Genomic DNA, 17,986 nt, shown 5'->3' on the forward strand with positions numbered 1-17,986 from the left:
ATCATCATGAAAATTGCCTTCATCGGCGGCGGCAACATGGCCGCCGCACTCATCGGCGGTCTGATCCGCAAGGGTGTGAGCGCCGCCAATCTCTATGCGATCGATCCGAACGAGGACGTCCGCAAGCGCAATACCGAACAATTCGGTGTGCTCACCGGTGCGGCTGCCGACGCGGCGCTCTCGCAGTACGACGCCGTGCTGCTCGCGGTCAAGCCGCAGATCGCCAAGGCCGTGGCCGAAGGGCTCGCACCGCATCTCGCACCGCATCAGGTCGTGATCACCATCATGGCCGGCATCCGTATCGAGGACCTCTCGCGCTGGCTGGGCGGCCATGCGCGCATCGTCCGCACGATGCCCAACACGCCGGCGCTGATCGGCATGGGCGCAACGGGTCTCGTCGCGAGCGGCGGCGTGGATGCGGCGGGCCGCCAGCTCGCCTCCGACGTGCTCGGCGCGGTAGGACAAACCGTGTGGTTCGACGACGAGTCGAAGATCGACGCCGTAACGGGCATCTCCGGCAGCGGCCCGGCCTACGTGTTCTATTTCATCGAGGCGCTGGAAGAGGCCGCGCGTCAGCTCGGCATGGACGAAAAGCAGGGGCGCGCGCTCGCCATCGCCACGTTCACGGGCGCGGCGCAGCTCGCGCTGCAATCGGACGAACCGCCTTCGGTGCTGCGCGAGCGCGTGACCTCGAAGGGCGGCACGACGGCCGCCGCGCTGGCCTCGTTCGATGCGTCGGGGATCAAGGATGCGATCGTGCGCGGCGCGCTGGCCGCCGACTCGCGTGCGAAGGAAATGGGCGAAGAATTCGGCAAGCAGTAAGCCGGCCGGCCGCGCGCCTCAGGTTGCCGCGAATATGTAGTGCGCGGCAATCCCCGCGAACAGCACGCCGCCCAGCCAGTTGTTATGGCGAAACGCGGCGAAGCACGGCATCCGCTCCCGGCCCTTGATGAGCGTGTAGTGATAGACGGCACAGCCCGCCGCCGCGGCCCAGCCGATCCAGTAGAGCACGCTGAAGCCGAGCGCGATGCCGATCCAGACGTAGATGCCGAGCGTCACGGCATAGCACAGCATGATGGCGAGAACGTCGGAGCGGCCGAACGTCAGGGCGGAAGTCCGAATGCCGATCTTGATGTCGTCGTCGCGGTCGACCATCGCGTATTCGGTGTCGTAGGCCACCGACCAGAACACGTTCGCCAGCAGCATGATCCAGCCCAGCGTAGGCACGTGATCCTGCACGGCGGCGAACGCCATCGGAATGCCAAAGCCGAATGCGATACCCAGATACGCCTGAGGAATGGCGAAAAACCGCTTCGTGAACGGATACGACGCCGCCACGAACAGCGCCACGACCGAAAGCTGCTTCGTCAGCGTATTGAGCGGCAGGATGAGCAGGAACGAGACGAAGGCGAGCCCCACCGCGATCACCACCGCTTCCCACGCGTGGATGCGACCCGACGTGATCGGCCGCTCCGCGGTGCGCTTCACGTAGCGGTCGAAATCGCGGTCCGCGTAGTCGTTCATCGCGCAGCCCGCCGAGCGCATCAGCACGGTGCCCACCGCGAAGATCAGGATCAGCGGGAGCGGCGGACGACCGTTCGAGGCGATCCAGAGCGCGTTGAGCGTGGGCCATAGCAGCAGCAGGCTGCCGATCGGCTTGTCCATGCGGACAAGCCGCAGATAGAGCGGGAGTCGGGCGAACATGATCGTAGCGGGAAAAACGATGCCGCTATTGTAGGCCAGCGCGGCAGCCCGCCGCCGCCTCGCGCACGGACCCGCGCCCGCCCGATGTCACTTATGCCGCCTATGCCGCCTACGCCAGCATCGATCGCAGCATCCACGCCGTCTTTTCGTGCGTCTGCATGCGCTGCGTGAGCAGGTCGGCGGTCGGCTCGTCGTGGGCCGCCTCGGTCGCCGGGAAAATGGCGCGCGCAGTACGCACCACGGCTTCCTGGCCTTCCACGAGCTGGCGGATCATCTCTTCGGCCGCCGGCACGCCGTCCGCCTCCGGGATCGACGAGAGCTTCGCGAACTCCTTGTAGCTACCCGGCGCGGCCACGCCCAGCGCGCGAATGCGCTCGGCGATCGCATCGACCGCGGTGGCCAGTTCGGTGTACTGCGTCTCGAACATCAGGTGGAGCGTGTTGAACATCGGCCCCGTGACGTTCCAGTGGAAATTGTGGGTCTTCAGGTAGAGCGTGTAAGTGTCCGCGAGCAGGCGCGACAGGCCTTCCGCGATCTTCTTGCGATCCTTGTCGCTGATACCGATATTCACGTGCTGCACGGTTGCTTTCCTGGCCATGACGACTCCTTGTTGGTAGTGTGACGAACCTTGGGAACCCTTCCGGTCGCGCCTGGCCGGCGGCGACCCGCGTAGGGTTGAACGGACGTCGGATTATCGTTGAATACAGCCAGATAGATACGCTCATCTGGCCCTCTCTGTCGGACAGGGGAACCGCAGCGCGCGTTCCCGCCAGATCAGCCGCCGTGAAGGCGCACGATCGCCTCCACGATCAGCACGGCCACGCCGCCCGCAAAAATCGCGAGGCCGGCGCCCCGGCGCAGCATGAAGGTCGCGCGCTCCAACGTCTCGCGGGCATCGTCCGCGCGGCCAAAACCGGCGGCGTGGAGCGTCATTGTCATCACTCGGGTCACGATCGTTTCTCCTGTTTCATGCAAGGCTGTCGCTGCGGGAAAGTTCGGCTGTCGTGCAAAGGTGGACGGCGGCTCGAGCCGTCAGGCGCTCAACGCGCGGTCGACGAGCAGCGAAAACGCGACGGTGCGCAGGCCGGTAAAGACCGGGGACGCAGGGGTCGGCAGCGCGGCGGGAACTGAAACGCTGGGAACGTTGCTTTGCATGACTTCCTCCTGGTGGATGCGATTGGGTATCGCTGGGGAGAAGTCTAGCAACGGCTATCCATTAACTTAATTTGATTTATTTTATAAATCAGATAGCCGCAGACTTTCGGGGCCAATTCCCGTTTGAGTCGTTCGGGCGCCAGCCAGGCAGATCACGCGTCAGGCAACCTCTGCCGGCGCCTCGATTTTCTTCACGCCGGGCAGATCGCAGGCGTGAATGGCATCGACAATCGCCTCGATGGCCGGCATCCGCGTAAAGCTCTTGCGCCAGGCGAGCACCACACGCCGGTCCGGCACCGGCTCGTCGAACGGCACGTAAGAGAGCAGCCCCGAATCGACGCCGCCCGCGTGCGGCCTCACCTCCGACACCGACATGCGCGGCAGCACGGTAATGCCGACACCGCTCGCCACCATGTGCCGGATCGTTTCCAGCGAGGAGCCTTCGAAAGTCTTCTGGATGCCGTCCGCGTTCTGCGAGAAGCGCATCAGCTCCGGGCACACGCCCAGCACGTGATCGCGGAAGCAGTGCCCGCTGCCGAGCAGCAGCATGGTTTCCTGCTTGAGGTCGTCCGGATCGATCTTCTCGCGCTGTTCCCACGCGTGGCCGGAAGGCAGCGCCACGACGAACGGCTCGTCGTAGAGCGCTCGCAAGGTGAGGCCAGTCTCGGGGAACGGCAGCGCCATGATCGCCACGTCGATCTCGCCCTGCTTGAGCAGCTCGATCAGCTTGAGCGTGTAGTTCTCCTGCAGCATCAGCGGCATCTGCGGGACGCGCTTGATCATCTGCTTGACGAGCGTGGGCAGCAGGTACGGCCCGATCGTGTAGATCACGCCCAGACGCAAGGGGCCGACTAGCGGATCCTTGCCCTGCTTGGCGATTTCCTTGATGGCCAGCGTCTGTTCGAGCACGCGTTGCGCCTGGGTCACGATTTGCTCGCCGATGGGCGTCACGCTCACTTCGCTCGTGCCGCGCTCGAAAATCTGCACGTTCAATTCGTCTTCGAGCTTCTTGATCGCCACCGACAAGGTCGGCTGGCTGACGAAACAGGCTTCGGCGGCCCGTCCGAAGTGGCGCTCGCGAGCAACCGCGACAATGTATTTCAGTTCAGTGAGCGTCATTTCTTTGGGGACCAATCAGAAAAGGTGAATCAATAGTTTGTACTTATACACCTATGGCGGCGATTCGCCAATATTCAACGCCCATAGTCGGGCGGGAACAGCGAATTAGTCGGACGATTCGGAAGGCAGCAAGTTCCCGCGCGGCTGCGGACTCGCGGCCTCACGCCTTCAGATATTGCTCGCGAGCGCCGAGCCAGCGGTTCAGGTGCTGCGTCACGACGAGCGGCCAGCCGTGCAGCAGACGTTCGGCCGCGCCGCGCGCGGGCTCGATCAGCCAGCCGTCGGTTTCGAGGTTCGCGAAGCGCAGCATCGCGGCGCCCGATTGGCGCGCGCCGAGGAATTCGCCGGGGCCGCGAATTTCGAGGTCGCGGCGCGCGATCTCGAACCCGTCGGTCGTTTGGCGCATGGTCTGCAAGCGCGCGCGGCCCGTGAGCGAGAGCGGTCCGCTATAGAGCAGCACGCACACCGAAGCCGCCGTGCCCCGCCCCACGCGCCCGCGCAGCTGATGCAACTGCGCGAGACCGAAGCGCTCGGCGTGCTCGATCACCATCAGCGAGGCGTTGGGCACGTCCACGCCCACTTCGATCACCGTCGTCGCGACCAGCAGCTGAACCTCGTTGCGCGAGAAAGCGTCCATCACGGCGGCCTTGTCCGTGGACGAGAGCCGGCCGTGCACGAGCCCCACGCTGAGCTCGGGCAGCGCCGCGACGAGCGTTTCATACGTCTCGACGGCCGTCTGCAGCTGCAGCGTCTCGCTTTCCTCGATCAGCGGGCACACCCAGTACACCTGGCGCCCCGTGAGCGCGGCGGCGCGCACGCGCGCGATCACCTCTTCGCGGCGCGCGTCGGAAACGAGCTTCGTGAGAATCGGCGTGCGCCCCGGCGGCAGTTCGTCGATCGTGGAGACGTCGAGGTCCGCGTAGTAGGTCATTGCGAGCGTGCGCGGAATCGGCGTGGCGGACATCATCAGCTGATGCGGCTGGAACTCGCGCGCGCCATCTTCGGCGGATTTCGCGTTCTGCGCCTTCGCGCGCAGCGCGAGCCGCTGCTCGACGCCGAAGCGATGCTGCTCGTCCACGATCACGAGGCCAAGCCGCGCGAATTCCACGGCGTCCTGAATGATCGCGTGCGTGCCGATCACGAGCTTCGCCGTGCCGAGCGCCGCCGCTTCGAGCGCCGCGCGCTTTTCTTTCGCCTTCAGGCTGCCGGCGAGCCACGCCACCTGCACGCCGAGCGGTTCGAGCCAGCCGCGCAGTTTGCGCGCGTGCTGCTCGGCGAGGATTTCGGTCGGCGCCATGAGCGCGGCCTGGTAGCCCGCGTCGATGGCCTGCGCGGCCGCGAGCGCCGCCACCACGGTCTTGCCGCTGCCCACGTCGCCCTGCAGCAGGCGCTGCATCGGATGCGGTTGCTCGAGGTCGCGCGCGATCTCCGTCACCACGCGTTCCTGCGCGTTCGTGAGCTGAAACGGCAGCGAGGCGCGCAAGCGCGCCACGAGCGGCGCGATCGCGTCGTCCGCTGCATGAGGCGTATCGACCTTGAACGACGGCATGGCCGGCGCGGCACGCGTGCGGCGCTCTTCGTGCGCGCGTTTGAGCGAGAGCTGCTGGGCGAGCAGCTCTTCGAACTTGATGCGGGTCCAGGCGGGATGCGTGCCGTCGATGAGCTCGGCTTCGTCAGCGTCCACGGGCGGGTGGTGCAGCGTCTTCACCGCCTCCATCAGCAGCGGCAACCCGAGCGGCTCCATGAATTCGCGCGCGACGGCTTCGGGCAGCAGTTCGGGCAACGAAGCACGCGCAAGCGCGTTGTCGATGGCCTTGCGCAGATATGCCTGGCTTACGCCGGCCGTGGACGGATAGACCGGCGTGAGGGCCTGCGGCAACGGCGTGTCGCCCTCGACCACGCGCACGGCCGGATGCACGATCTCCATGCCGAAGAAGCCGCCGCGCACGTCGCCGCGCACGCGCAGGCGCTTGCCCACCGCCATCTGCGTGACCTGCGAGCCGTAGAAGTTCAGGAAGCGCAGGATCAGTTCGTCGCCATGGTCGTCGCGCAGCTTCACGAGCAACTGGCGGCGCGGACGGTAGGCAATTTCGTTGTCGAACACCACGCCTTCGGTCTGCGCAACGCCGCCCGGCAGCAGCTCGCCGATCGGCGTGAGCGTGGTCTCGTCCTCGTAGCGCATCGGCAGATGCAGCACGAGGTCGATGTCGCGCGTGAGGCCGAGCTTCGCGAGGCGGTCGGCGGTTTTCGTGACGGCGGGCTTGTCCTTCTTCTTGCCCTTCGGCGCACCTGCCGCGTCATCGCTCGCGTCCGCGGCAGACGGCTCGCGCGCCGCGCGCTCGCCGGCGCCCTTCGTTCCAGCCTTCGTACCGCTCTTCGTCCCCTCGGCACGGCCGGCCCGCTTGCGCGCAGCGCCGCCGTCCCCCGCTTCGGGCGCGTCGGCACGCTCGCGCGGATCGCCCGGCGTTTCGGTTTCGGACATCAAACGACTAGCGGATGGGGGCATAAGCAGCTTCGCAAGTACAATAACGGCTTTCCGGTGCGGCACGGCATACCTCGAAGCCAGGCACGGCCGCAGAACCCCGCAGGCAGGGCGCGCGCGCCGCTTGCCGTTCCGGCCGGGGCAGTCCCGCAATCATAGCGGTTGTCGATCCGGAGTTAGCGCCTCAACACTGACTCCGGTCCCGTGCAACCAGGCTGCGCAATGTGCGCCGTCGGGCATTCCGGCCCTGAATCGGCCGCCAGCCGGCGCTCGAGGCCGGCGTTCGAGGCCAAGAGTCAGCAGGCATCGAGCGCGCCGTATGAAGCCGCCGCCCGCCCAACGCCAAACTTCCGTTGCATATCCGTTTCATCAGGCCGCATGTTCAAGCTTTCCGATTTCGATTTCGACCTCCCCGCCGAGCTGATCGCACAGACGGCGCTGCCCGAACGCAGCGCGAGCCGTCTGCTGGAGGTCGACAACCGCGCGCCGCTACCACCGTTACCAGGTCAGCCCCCGCGCCTCATCGACCGGCACTTCGCCGAGCTGCCCGAATGCATCGCGCCGGGCGACCTGCTTGTCTTCAACGATACCAAGGTGCTCAAGGCGCGCTTCTTCGGCCAGAAGGCCAGTGGCGGCAAGATCGAGGTGCTCGTCGAGCGTCTGACGGGCGCGCGCACGGCGCTCGCGCAGATCCGCGCGAGCAAGAGCCCCGGCCCCGGCACGACGCTGCGCCTCGCCGACGCGTTCGACGTGACGGTGGGCGAGCGCGTCGAACCGTTCTACACGCTGCATTTCCCCGACGACTGTCTCTCGCTGATCGAGCAGTTCGGCCGCCTGCCGCTGCCGCCCTACATCACGCACGACGCCGACTCGACCGACGAAACGCGCTACCAGACCGTGTTCGCGCAGAATCCCGGCGCGGTCGCGGCGCCCACGGCCGGCCTGCATTTCGACGAGGCGCTGCTGGCGAGGCTCGACGCGATGGGCGTCGAGCGCGCCACCCTCACGCTGCACGTCGGCGCGGGCACCTTCCAGCCGGTGCGCGTGGAGAACATCGCCGAACACCAGATGCATAGCGAGTGGTACCAGCTGCCGCAGTCGCTCGTGGACAAGATCGCGGCCGCGCGCGCGCGCGGCGGCCGCGTGATCGCCGTGGGCACGACGTCGATGCGCGCGCTCGAAGCCGCCGCGCGCGACGCCGAGAACGAAGGCCGCGCGCTGGCGGCGACCTCGGCGGAAACCGATATCTTCATCACGCCGGGCTACCGGTTCCGCGTGGTGGACCGGCTCGTGACGAATTTCCATCTGCCGAAGTCGACGCTGCTGATGCTCGTTTCGGCATTCGCGGGCATCGAGACGATCCGCGCGGCCTATCGTCACGCGATCGACGAACGCTACCGGTTCTTCAGCTATGGCGACGCGATGCTGCTGACCCGAACAGACGACGCGCTCAACAAGTAACACGCACATTTCCCATGCAGTCGCGCGATACAACGAACGCGCGGCGGTGTTTCACCATCTACGCCGGACTTGCGATCCGTAGTTGGCGCTTTAGCGCATACTCCGGTCCCATGCAAAGCATTTTCCGGTAGCACAGGAGTCACCGCATGACCGACGGTCATCAAAACAACGCACGCGCCGAGCACGGCACTTATCTTGGTCAACTCGTCGGCGAACGCCCCCAAAACGGCCTGAAATTCGAACTGCTCGGCACCGACGGCCTCGCGCGCCGCGGCCGCGTCACGCTGAATCACGGCGTCGTGGAAACGCCGATCTTCATGCCCGTGGGCACCTACGGCACGGTGAAAGCCACGCAGCCGCGCGAGCTCGAGGAAATGCACGCGCAGATCATCCTCGGCAACACGTTCCACCTCTGGCTGCGCCCGGGGCTGGAGACGATCGAGGCGCACGGCGGCCTGCACCGCTTCATGGGCTGGAACCGGCCCATCCTCACCGATTCGGGCGGCTTCCAGGTGTTCTCGCTCGGCGACCTGCGCAAGATTTCCGAAGACGGCGTGCGCTTCGCCTCGCCCGTGAACGGCGACAAGCTGTTCCTCTCGCCCGAAGTGTCGATGCAGATCCAGAAGGTGCTGAACTCGGACATCGTCATGCAGTTCGACGAATGCACGCCCTACGCCACCAACGGCGTGCCGACGACGCACCAGGAAGCCGCCGACTCCATGCGCATGTCGATGCGCTGGGCCAGGCGCTCGATCGACGAATTCAACCGTCTCGGCAACCCGAACGCGCTATTCGGCATCGTCCAGGGCGGCATGTTCGAGAACCTGCGGGACGAGTCGCTGGCGGGCCTTTCGGAAATGCCGTTTCACGGCTACGCGATCGGCGGCCTTTCGGTGGGCGAGCCGAAAGAAGACATGATGCGCGTGCTCGAATACATCGCGCCGAAGCTGCCCGCCGACAAGCCGCACTACCTGATGGGCGTGGGCACGCCGGAGGACCTGGTGGCGGGCGTGGCCTCGGGCGTCGACATGTTCGACTGCGTGATGCCCACGCGCAATGCGCGCAACGGCTGGATCTTCACGCGCTTTGGCGACATCAAGATCCGCAACGCCGTGCACCGCAACTCGCTGCGGCCGCTGGACGAACAGTGCGGCTGCTACACCTGCCGCAACTTCACGCGCGGCTACCTGCACCATCTGCATCGCGTCGGAGAGATTCTCGGCGCGCAGCTCAACACGATCCACAATCTGCACTACTACCTCGAGTTGATGAGCGAGATTCGCGAGGCGATCGAGACGAAGTCTTTTGCGGCGTTCCGCCAGCGCTTCCACGAGAACCGCGCGCGCGGGGTGGATTGAGCGGGCCGCGCAGATCGGGCTGCGCAAAGCGCCGTTTGGAAATTGTCTGATGGCGGCGGCCGGCGGCGCGGGTTAAGCTCGGCAACACTTTACAATCCACTTTCCGCGACGGTGGCCCCGGGAGTTCCCAGCAGTTCCCCGGGAGTCCCCCCGGAGTCCCGTTAACAGCTTGATCGGAAAGCACATTTCGCGTCGCCGTCAGGACTTGTGCCGGTGGTAGAATAGCCGGCTCGATTTTTGATCGTCCCGATCGTATAAACGGAGAGACCAACGTGTCGTTTATTTCCAATGCCTTCGCACAAGGCTCCGCAGCAGGTGGCGCGGAATCCAGCCTGATGAGCTTCCTGCCGCTGATCCTGATGTTCGCCGTGCTGTACTTCATCATGATCCGCCCGCAGATGAAGCGCCAGAAGGAACACCGCAACATGCTCGCGGCCATGGCCAAGGGCGACGAAGTCATCATCAGCGGCGGCATCGTCGGCAAGGTGACGAAGGTCGGCGAAGCGTATGTCGGCGTCGAAGTGTCGGACGGCACCGAAGTCACCGTGCAGAAGTCGTCGGTATCGACGATCCTGCCGAAGGGCACGATCAAGTCGCTGTAAGCCCTCGCACGCGAACATGACCGGCCGCCGAACTCTGTCAGGCGGCCCCGCGCGTCCGGCACCGCGCCGCACCAGCGGCCCCGCCGGACGCCCCCGCATCGCGAAGGCCATTCCCCTCCCCCGTTGGGTCAACCAATGAACCGTTATCCCCTCTGGAAATATGTCGTGATGGTCGTGGCGCTCGCCATCGGCCTCGTGTACACATTGCCCAACTTCTTCGGCGAAGCGCCCGCGGTCCAGGTGTCGAGCGGCAAAGCCACTGTCAAGCTCGACAGCGGCACGCTCGCGCAGATCGAAGCCGCGCTCGCCGCGAACAACATCAAGGCCGACGACGTCACGTTCGACAACTCGACGATGAACGCGAACATCCGCGTGCGCGTCGCGAACGGGGACACGCAGCTGCGCCTGAAAGACGCGCTCACGAAGGCGCTCAACCCGGACCCGACCGATCCGCTCTATGTCGTCGCGCTGAACCTGCAGAGCGCCTCGCCGCACTGGCTGACGGCGCTGCACGCGCTGCCGATGTACCTCGGCCTCGACCTGCGCGGCGGCGTGCACTTCCTGCTCCAGGTCGACATGAACGGCGCGCTGAACAAGAAGCTCGACTCCGACGCGTCCGACGCGCGCACGCTCCTGCGCGACAAGTACATTCGCGACGGCGGCGTGAACCGCGTCGACCAGTCGGTCGTGATCGACTTCGCCGACGCGTCGGTGGCCGCCGACGCGCAGAAGGCGCTCGCCACCGGCGTGAACGAGCTCCAGTGGGCCACGCAAAACGGGCCCGAAGGCGGCGTACAGCTCGTGGGCACGTTCTCGCCGGCCGTGAAGAAGGCGGTTCAGGAAGCGGCCCTCAAGCAGAACATCCAGACGCTGCACAACCGCGTGAACGAGCTCGGCGTGTCCGAACCCGTGATCCAGCAGCAAGGCGACGACCGCATCGTGGTCGAGCTGCCGGGCGTGCAGGACACCGCAAAGGCGAAGGACATCATCGGCCGCACGGCCACGCTCGAAGCGCGCCTCGCCGACCCGCTCGGCCTGCATCCGGACCCGAGCGCGGCGGTGCCGCCGGGCAACGAGCTGTTCACCCAGGGCAACCAGGCGCCCGTATGGCTCAAGAAGCAGGTGATCTTCACCGGCGACCGCATCATCGACGCATCGGCGGGCTTCGACGAGCATAACCGCCCGTCGGTCAACATCCGCCTCGACTCGGCGGGCGGCCGCGCGGTGGCCAGCGTCTCGCGCGACAACATCGGCAAGCCGATGGCGATGGTGCTGTTCGAGAAGGGCAAGGGCCAGGTGCTGACAGTGGCGACGATCCAGTCGGAACTGGGCGACCGCTTCCAGATCACGGGCCAGCCCACGCCGCAGGCCGCCGCCGACCTCGCGCTGCTGCTGCGCGCGGGCTCGCTCGCCGCGCCGATGGACATCATCGAGGAACGCACGGTCGGCCCGAGCCTTGGCGCGGAGAACATCAAGAAGGGCTTCGACTCGGTGCTCTACGGCTTTGCCGCGATCGCCGTGTTCATGATCGCGTACTACATGCTGTTCGGCCTGATCTCGATGATCGGCCTTTCGGTGAACCTGCTGCTGCTGATCGCCGTGCTCTCGATGCTGCAGGCCACGCTCACGCTGCCCGGCATCGCGGCTATCGCGCTCGCGCTCGGTATGGCGATCGACGCCAACGTGCTGATCAACGAGCGCGTGCGCGAGGAACTGCGCAACGGCGCGCCGCCGCAGCTCGCGATCCAGAACGGTTATGCGCACGCGTGGGCCACCATTCTCGACTCGAACGTGACCACGCTCATCGCCGGTCTCGCGCTGCTCGCGTTCGGTTCGGGCCCGGTCCGCGGCTTCGCGATGGTGCACTGTATCGGCATCCTCACCTCGATGTTCTCGGCCGTGTTCTTCTCGCGCGGCCTCGTGAACCTCTGGTATGGCGGCAAGAAGAAGCTCAAGTCGCTGGCCGTGGGCCAGGTGTGGCGTCCGGAGCCGGAAATGGCGGGCGCTCCGGCGCTCAGCCAGGGCGACATGGGCACCGACACCGGCCGCGCCGTCACGGCTGCCGGCGTTACGCCCCGCCCGCGCGACATGGAAAAAAGCACGGCCAAGACCACCAAGGGCGCCGCGCGCGCCAAGCCGGTCGTGCGCCGCAGAAACGGATCGAGCGGCCCGGGCAACCCCGGTTCGTCCCGCTGATACGGAGGACAGGAATCATGGAATTTTTCCGCATCCGCAAAGACATCCCGTTCATGAAGCGCGCGTTGATCTTCAACGCGATCTCGTTCATCACCTTCATCGCGGCCGTGTTCTTTCTCGTGCACCGCGGCCTGCATCTGTCGATCGAGTTCACGGGCGGCACGGTCATCGAAGTGCGCTATCCGCAGGCGCTCGACCTCCAGCCGGTGCGCGACTCGCTCGGCAAGATCGGCTACGGCGACGCCCAGGTGCAGAACTTCGGCACCTCGCGCGACGTGCTGATCCGCCTGCCGCTCAAGCAGGGCCTCTCCTCGGCCCAGCAGAGCGACCAGGTGATGGCGAGGCTCAAGGCCGACGACCCGCAAGTCCAGCTGCAGCGCGTGGAGTTCGTCGGCCCGCAGGTGGGCAAGGAGCTCGCCACCGACGGCCTGCTTGCCCTCGCGTGCGTGGTGGTGGGCATCGTCATCTACCTGTCGTTCCGCTTCGAGTGGAAGTACGCCGTGGCCGGCGTGATCGCGAACTTGCACGACGTCGTGATCATTCTCGGCTTCTTCGCGTTCTTCCAGTGGGAGTTCTCGCTCTCCGTGCTCGCGGCGGTGCTCGCGGTGCTCGGTTATTCGGTGAACGAATCGGTCGTGATCTTCGACCGGATTCGCGAGACCTTCCGGCGCGAGCGCAAGATGACCGTGGTAGAGGTGATCAACCACGCCATCACGAGCACGATGTCGCGAACCATCATCACCCACGGCTGTACGGAAATGATGGTGCTGTCGATGTTCTTCCTCGGCGGCCCGACGCTGCACTACTTCGCGCTCGCGCTGACAGTGGGCATCCTGTTCGGCATCTACTCGTCGGTGTTCGTCGCGGCGGCGCTGGCCATGTGGCTCGGCGTGAAGCGCGAGGACCTCTTGAAGGAAAAGAAGGAAAAATACGATCCGAACGATCCGAACGCCGGGGCGCAGGTCTGAACCTGTTCCCTGCGTCCAGCGAAAGCTCGAAAGCGCAGCATGCAAAAAGCCGGTTCTCATGCGAACCGGCTTTTTTTTCGCAGCGGCCCCGGCGTCGCGGCCCGATGAGGACAGCGCCCCTTACTGCTTGATGCCCTCGGCCTGGATATGCAGCTTCGTCGCCATCTTGAAGCCGTATTGCTTGCCGAAGTCCACGCCATAATCGTCGCGGTTGAATTCGGCCTCGGCCTCCACGCCGCACACCTCGCGCTTGAGCATGGGATGCTGCATGCACTTGAACGACACGATCTCGAGCTTGAGCGGCCGCGTCACGCCGTGCAGCGTGAAGGTGCCGATCACCTCTTTCGGCGTGTCGCCGTCGAAAACGATCTGCGTGCCCTGGTAGGTCGCCGTGGGGTATTTCGCGGCGTCGAGGAATTCCGGCCCGGCGACGTGCTTGTCCAGCTCCGCATTGCCGGTCTGCACCGAGGCCGGATCGATCGTGACGTCCACGGTGCCTGTCTTTGCGGCGCGGTCCAGCGTGACTGTGCCCGTGGTCTTCGTGAACTTGCCGCGCCAGATCGAGAGTCCGTTGAGATGATCGGCTTCGAAGCTCGGGTAGGTGTGGTGCGGATCGAGCTGATAGGTGTCGGCGGCCACGGCCGACGCGGCGAACGACGCTGCACATACAGCAGCAGTCCCGATGGTCGCGCGTAGCATCGTATTCAAAAGCGTCTCCTTGACGGCGGGGGAAGACCGGGCGCTCCGCCACGCAACCGGAAAGCGGGCCGGCGAGCGGCGCAAAACGGGTTACATGAAGGTCACAAGATACAGCAGCGCCTTCGGTGCGTGCAGTTCGGTCATACATGAATCAACAAGCGTACCGCGGTTGAATGCAACCTGTGCGCAAACGTGGCACACTCCAGGCCCATCATGCTATGCGAGTGTGGCCAGCGGCGCTTCGCAGGCCGAAAGAGTGTGGCCCGGCGCCTTTCGTTGCGCGCCGGCCCGCGTTTGGTAACATGGAGCACAGCCGTCGCGCTTCTCCTGTCGCAGGCGGCAGCGTTGCCCGTCCCCGTTCACGTCGTTTTGCGTCATCTGCCCGCATGGCCCAGGACCCACTGATCGCGTGTCACGAATGCGACGCGCTCTACCGCAAGCCCCAGTTGCTCGGCCGGCAAACCGCCCGCTGCCCGCGCTGCGGCGCGACCCTCTACAACAGCGGGTCGGCGCAGCTCGACCGCATCTGCGCGATGACGCTTGCCGCGCTCATCACGTTCATCATCGCCCAATCGTTTCCTATCATCGAACTCGATGCGAACGGCATCGTCTCGGAATCGAGCCTGTTCGGCGCGCTCGTGGTCCTGTGGGGCGAGGACATGCAGATCATCGCGGTGATGGTGTTCTGCGCCACGGTCCTCTTTCCGCTCACCGAACTCGTCGCCCTGCTCTACGTACTGCTGCCCATCCGGCGCGGCTTCATTCCGCCGGGGTTCAACCGGGTCCTGCGCGCGATCGAGTTCGTGCGCCCCTGGGGCATGCTCGAGGTGTTCATGCTCGGCGTGCTGATCACGATCGTGAAGATGGTGAGTCTCGCGCGCGTGATTCCCGAAACGGCGCTGTTCGCGTTCGGCGCGCTGACGCTCATGTTCACCGTCGTCGTGACCTTCGATGCCCGAACGCTCTGGGATATCGCCGACGCGCTGCGCGAGCGGAGCAAGCATGCCGGCACACGGACCCGCCGGGACCGCAAGGCACATGCGACGGCTCCGGGCGCTGGCTCCGGCCATCCGGCCGCGCCGCCCGTGCCGGGTCAGCTCGCCGATCCCGACATCCACGATCCGTCCGCGCCCATGCCGCCGCGCGGTAATCCGAAGCCCTCGGGCTCGTCTCCCCACTAGAGGCGCCGCCATGAAATATGTGACCGCTACGGAAGCTGGCCTGATTTCGTGCCACGCCTGCGGGCACGTGCAGCCGCACGTGCGCTCGGCCGCGCACCCGCGCTGCGGGCGCTGCAACGCGCGGCTGCACGAGCGCCATCCGGACAGTCTCTCGCGCACCTGGGCGCTGCTCATCGCCGCGGCGGTGCTGTACATCCCGGCCAACCTGCTGCCGGTCATGCACACGGCCTCGCTCGTCGGCGACGAGGACGACACGATCATGAGCGGCATCGTGTACTTCTGGACCTCGGGTTCGTGGCCGCTTGCGGTGATCGTGTTCATCGCCAGCATTCTCGTGCCGATGATGAAGCTCTTCGTGCTCGCGCTGCTCGCCTTCACGGCGGGGCGCCGCTCGACCTGGCGCCCGGTCGAGCGCACGAAGCTGTACCGGATCGTCGAGTTCATCGGCCGCTGGTCGATGCTGGACATCTTCGTTGTGACGCTGACGGTTGCGCTGGTACGCTTCCAGTCGCTGGCCGTGATCACGGCGCGCCCGGGTGCGATCGCATTCGGTTCGGTCGTGATCCTGACCATGCTGGCGTCGATGCAGTTCGACCCGCGCCTGATCTGGGACCCCGTGGACGACGATAAACAGAAGCCAACGCACTACTCTCAGGATCGCCCCCATGAATAACCCGAAAGGACCGACTCCGCCTTCCGCGGGCGGCCCGCTCCCACCCGAGCTGCCCGAGCCCGAGATCGTCAAGCCGAAGCGCTGGCTGCCCTCGCTCGTCTGGATCGTGCCGCTCGTCGCCGCGCTGATCGGCGTCGCGCTCGTGGTGAAATCCGTGGCCACGCGCGGCCCCACCATCACGATCAGCTTCGCGAACGCCGAAGGCCTCGAGCCCGGCAAGACCAAGGTGAAATACAAGGACGTCGACATCGGCTCCGTGCGCGCCATCAAGCTTGCGCCGAACCTCTCGCACGTGCTCGTCACCGTCGAGCTGACCAAGGACGCCGAAGCGTTTGCCGTGAAGGACAGCCGCTTCTGGGTGGTGCGCCCGCGCATCGGCGCGAGCGGCGTCTCGGGGCTCTCCACGCTGCTCTCGGGCTCCTACATCGGCGCCGACGCGGGCCGCTCGAAAGAGACCGTCAGCGACTTCGTCGGGCTCGAAGCGCCGCCCGCCGTCACGATCGACGAGAAGGGCCACCGCTACACGCTGCACAGCGATACGCTCGGCTCGCTCGACATCGGCACGCCGATCTTCTACCGGCGCATCCAGGTGGGCCAGGTAACGGGCTACTCGCTCGACCAGGACGGCACGGGCGTCACCGTGCAGGTGTTCGTCAGCGCGCCGTACGACCAGTACGTCGGCGCCAACACGCGCTGGTGGCACGCGAGCGGCGTGAACGTGCAGCTCGACTCCAGCGGCATCAAGGTGGACACGCAGTCGCTCGCGACCATCGTGGTGGGCGGGCTGGCGTTCCAGGCGCCGCCGGGTAAGGCGATGGGTCCGCAGGCCCCCGAAAACGCCACCTTCAACCTCGCCGACAACGAATCCGATGCCATGCGCGAGCCCGATGGCACGCCGGTACGCGTCGTCATGTACTTCAACCAGTCGCTGCGCGGCCTTTCGGTGGGCGCGGCGGTGGACTTCCGCGGCATCGTGCTGGGCCAGGTCACCGATATCGGCATCGAGTACGACCCGAAGGAGCACAATTTCGCGATGCCGGTCACGATCGACCTGTATCCGATGCGCCTCTCGCGTCGCATACACGGCGAGAGCCCGGCGCCGCATACGCCCGAGGGCCGCGAGCTGCTTACGCGTCTCGTGCAGCGCGGGCTGCGCGGCCAGTTGCGCACGGGCAATCTGCTCACGGGTCAGCTTTACGTGGCGCTCGACATCTTCCCGAAGGCCCCGCCGGCCACGGCGAATGTCGACCGCGACCCGATCGAGCTGCCCACCATCCCGAACTCGCTCGAGGAACTGCAGCTGCAGGTGGCCGACATTGCGAAGAAGCTCGACAAGATTCCGTTCGACCAGATCGGCACGAATCTGAACGAGTCGCTCAAGAGCGCCAACCAGCTCTTCGCGCAGGTCAACGACCAGATGCTGCCGCAGATGCGCGGCACGCTCGACGAAGCCCAGAAAACCTTCGCCGCGGCGCAGGCCACGCTGCAGCAGGATTCGCCGCTGCAGTCGGACGTGCATCAGGCCATGACGGAGCTCACGCGCACGCTGCAGTCGCTCAACGCGCTGTCCGACTATCTGGAACGCCACCCCGAATCGCTCTTGCGCGGCAAATCAGGAGATAACCCATGATGTTCGACCGGCTCCTCAAGCGCACCGCCGCAGCCGGCTGCCCCGTGCGCGCCGTGCCTGGCGCACGCGTCGCCGCACTGGCGCTCGCCGCCGCGACGGCCGTGCTGGCCGGCTGCTCGTCGCCGCCCAGCCAGTTCTACACGCTGAGCCCGACCGGCGATGCCGCGCGCACCGCGCCGGCGGCCAATCCGGCCTGGCTGATCGAGCTCCCGCCGATCGACGTGCCGCCGCAGGTGGCCAAGGCACAGTTCGTCGTGCAGACGAGCGACAGCCAGGTCAAGGTGCTCGAAGAGCGGCGCTGGTCGTCGATGCCCGGCGACGAGATCCGCCGCGCGCTGTCGGGCGACCTCACGCAGCAGTTGGGCACCATCGACGTGTACGGCTCGCCATACCCTGCCGGCGTGCCCGTGTATCGCATAAGCGTGCGGGTCCAGCGCTTCGAATCGTGGCCCGACTCGCACGCGCTCATCGACGCCGTCTGGAGCGTGCGCTCGCTCGCCACGCAGGCGGTCGTGACCTGCCGCAGCGTGATCGACGAACCGGTCGCTCCCGGCTACGACGCGCTCGTCGACGGGCACCGGCGCGCGGTCGAGGTGCTTTCGACGGCGATCTCGAGCGGCGTGCGCGCGGTTGCGGCCGCGCCGCAGCCTGCCGCGTCGGCGGCCGGCGGCAAAAAGTCCGACCATCGCCCCACGCCGGTGAGCGGCATTGCGTGCCCGTCCGCAGCGGCGGGCAACGGCGCCGGCTGACCTCCCGCG

17 protein-coding genes are annotated in these 17,986 nt (G+C 66.3%); 10 read left to right on the plus strand and 7 right to left on the minus strand.

The window, feature by feature from the left end; translation table 11 throughout:
- Window positions 1-6 precede the first annotated feature (6 nt).
- Window positions 7-822: a pyrroline-5-carboxylate reductase gene (proC, locus tag BAC01S_RS16680; RefSeq protein ID WP_027795798.1), complete on the plus strand. Its 816-nt coding sequence runs from the start codon at window positions 7-9 to the stop codon at window positions 820-822.
- 18 nt (window positions 823-840) lie between these two features.
- Here proC and ubiA read toward each other — a convergent pair whose 3' ends face one another.
- From ubiA to recG, 6 genes are all read right to left on the minus strand, one after another.
- Entirely contained in the window at window positions 841-1,704 is an 864-nt protein-coding gene (gene ubiA, locus BAC01S_RS16685; protein WP_027795799.1) for a 4-hydroxybenzoate octaprenyltransferase, read from the minus strand.
- 109 nt (window positions 1,705-1,813) lie between these two features.
- A complete protein-coding gene (locus BAC01S_RS16690; RefSeq protein WP_027795800.1) occupies window positions 1,814-2,302 on the minus strand; it encodes a Dps family protein in 489 nt (162 codons plus the stop codon).
- 176 nt (window positions 2,303-2,478) lie between these two features.
- Complete coding sequence (locus BAC01S_RS34655) at window positions 2,479-2,637, minus strand: hypothetical protein (RefSeq protein ID WP_156954432.1); 159 nt, start codon at window positions 2,635-2,637, stop codon at window positions 2,479-2,481.
- A gap of 99 nt (window positions 2,638-2,736) precedes the next feature.
- Window positions 2,737-2,859 carry a hypothetical protein gene (locus BAC01S_RS35810; protein ID WP_281175917.1) on the minus strand — a complete coding sequence of 41 codons (123 nt, stop codon included), beginning with the start codon at window positions 2,857-2,859 and terminating at the stop codon, window positions 2,737-2,739.
- A 159-nt stretch (window positions 2,860-3,018) separates the two neighbouring features.
- Window positions 3,019-3,978, minus strand: a complete 960-nt coding sequence (locus tag BAC01S_RS16705) for a hydrogen peroxide-inducible genes activator (protein WP_027795801.1) — start codon at window positions 3,976-3,978, stop codon at window positions 3,019-3,021.
- Window positions 3,979-4,138: 160 nt separating this feature from the next.
- Window positions 4,139-6,484 (minus strand): ATP-dependent DNA helicase RecG, encoded by a 2,346-nt coding sequence (recG, locus tag BAC01S_RS16710; RefSeq protein WP_027795802.1) that lies wholly within the window; start codon window positions 6,482-6,484, stop codon window positions 4,139-4,141.
- Between the two features lie 354 nt (window positions 6,485-6,838).
- Between recG and queA the strand changes: the two genes are divergently transcribed.
- The 5 genes from queA to secF all read left to right on the plus strand — a co-directional run bounded on the left by queA (window position 6,839) and on the right by secF (window position 13,045).
- Window positions 6,839-7,921: a tRNA preQ1(34) S-adenosylmethionine ribosyltransferase-isomerase QueA gene (gene queA, locus BAC01S_RS16715; protein ID WP_027795803.1), complete on the plus strand. Its 1,083-nt coding sequence runs from the start codon at window positions 6,839-6,841 to the stop codon at window positions 7,919-7,921.
- A 146-nt stretch (window positions 7,922-8,067) separates the two neighbouring features.
- Entirely contained in the window at window positions 8,068-9,279 is a 1,212-nt protein-coding gene (gene tgt, locus BAC01S_RS16720) for a tRNA guanosine(34) transglycosylase Tgt (RefSeq protein WP_027795804.1), read from the plus strand.
- A gap of 272 nt (window positions 9,280-9,551) precedes the next feature.
- Entirely contained in the window at window positions 9,552-9,881 is a 330-nt protein-coding gene (gene yajC, locus BAC01S_RS16725) for a preprotein translocase subunit YajC (protein ID WP_027795805.1), read from the plus strand.
- A gap of 135 nt (window positions 9,882-10,016) precedes the next feature.
- A complete protein-coding gene (gene secD / locus BAC01S_RS16730; protein WP_027795806.1) occupies window positions 10,017-12,077 on the plus strand; it encodes a protein translocase subunit SecD in 2,061 nt (686 codons plus the stop codon).
- A 17-nt stretch (window positions 12,078-12,094) separates the two neighbouring features.
- Complete coding sequence (gene secF / locus BAC01S_RS16735) at window positions 12,095-13,045, plus strand: protein translocase subunit SecF (protein WP_027795807.1); 951 nt, start codon at window positions 12,095-12,097, stop codon at window positions 13,043-13,045.
- A gap of 120 nt (window positions 13,046-13,165) precedes the next feature.
- Here secF and BAC01S_RS16740 read toward each other — a convergent pair whose 3' ends face one another.
- Window positions 13,166-13,744, minus strand: coding sequence for a YceI family protein (locus BAC01S_RS16740; protein ID WP_043202556.1), 579 nt, complete (start codon window positions 13,742-13,744; stop codon window positions 13,166-13,168).
- 386 nt (window positions 13,745-14,130) lie between these two features.
- Here BAC01S_RS16740 and BAC01S_RS31565 point away from each other — a divergent pair, with 386 nt between their 5' ends.
- From BAC01S_RS31565 to BAC01S_RS31570, 4 genes are read left to right on the plus strand one after another with little or no spacing between them, the layout of a single operon-like run.
- On the plus strand, window positions 14,131-14,925 hold the full coding sequence (locus BAC01S_RS31565; protein WP_043202526.1) for a paraquat-inducible protein A: 795 nt from the start codon (window positions 14,131-14,133) through the stop codon (window positions 14,923-14,925).
- Window positions 14,926-14,935: 10 nt separating this feature from the next.
- Entirely contained in the window at window positions 14,936-15,598 is a 663-nt protein-coding gene (locus BAC01S_RS16750) for a paraquat-inducible protein A (RefSeq protein ID WP_027795809.1), read from the plus strand.
- Window positions 15,591-17,228, plus strand: a complete 1,638-nt coding sequence (locus BAC01S_RS16755; RefSeq protein ID WP_027795810.1) for a PqiB family protein — start codon at window positions 15,591-15,593, stop codon at window positions 17,226-17,228. The genes BAC01S_RS16750 and BAC01S_RS16755 overlap by 8 nt, the downstream gene beginning before the upstream one ends.
- Window positions 17,225-17,977, plus strand: a complete 753-nt coding sequence (locus BAC01S_RS31570; protein ID WP_027795811.1) for a PqiC family protein — start codon at window positions 17,225-17,227, stop codon at window positions 17,975-17,977. Before BAC01S_RS16755 ends, BAC01S_RS31570 begins: the two co-directional genes overlap by 4 nt.
- Window positions 17,978-17,986 lie beyond the last annotated feature (9 nt).

The organism is Paraburkholderia acidipaludis NBRC 101816 (genome assembly GCF_000684975.1).
Lineage (GTDB): Bacteria > Pseudomonadota > Gammaproteobacteria > Burkholderiales > Burkholderiaceae > Paraburkholderia > Paraburkholderia acidipaludis.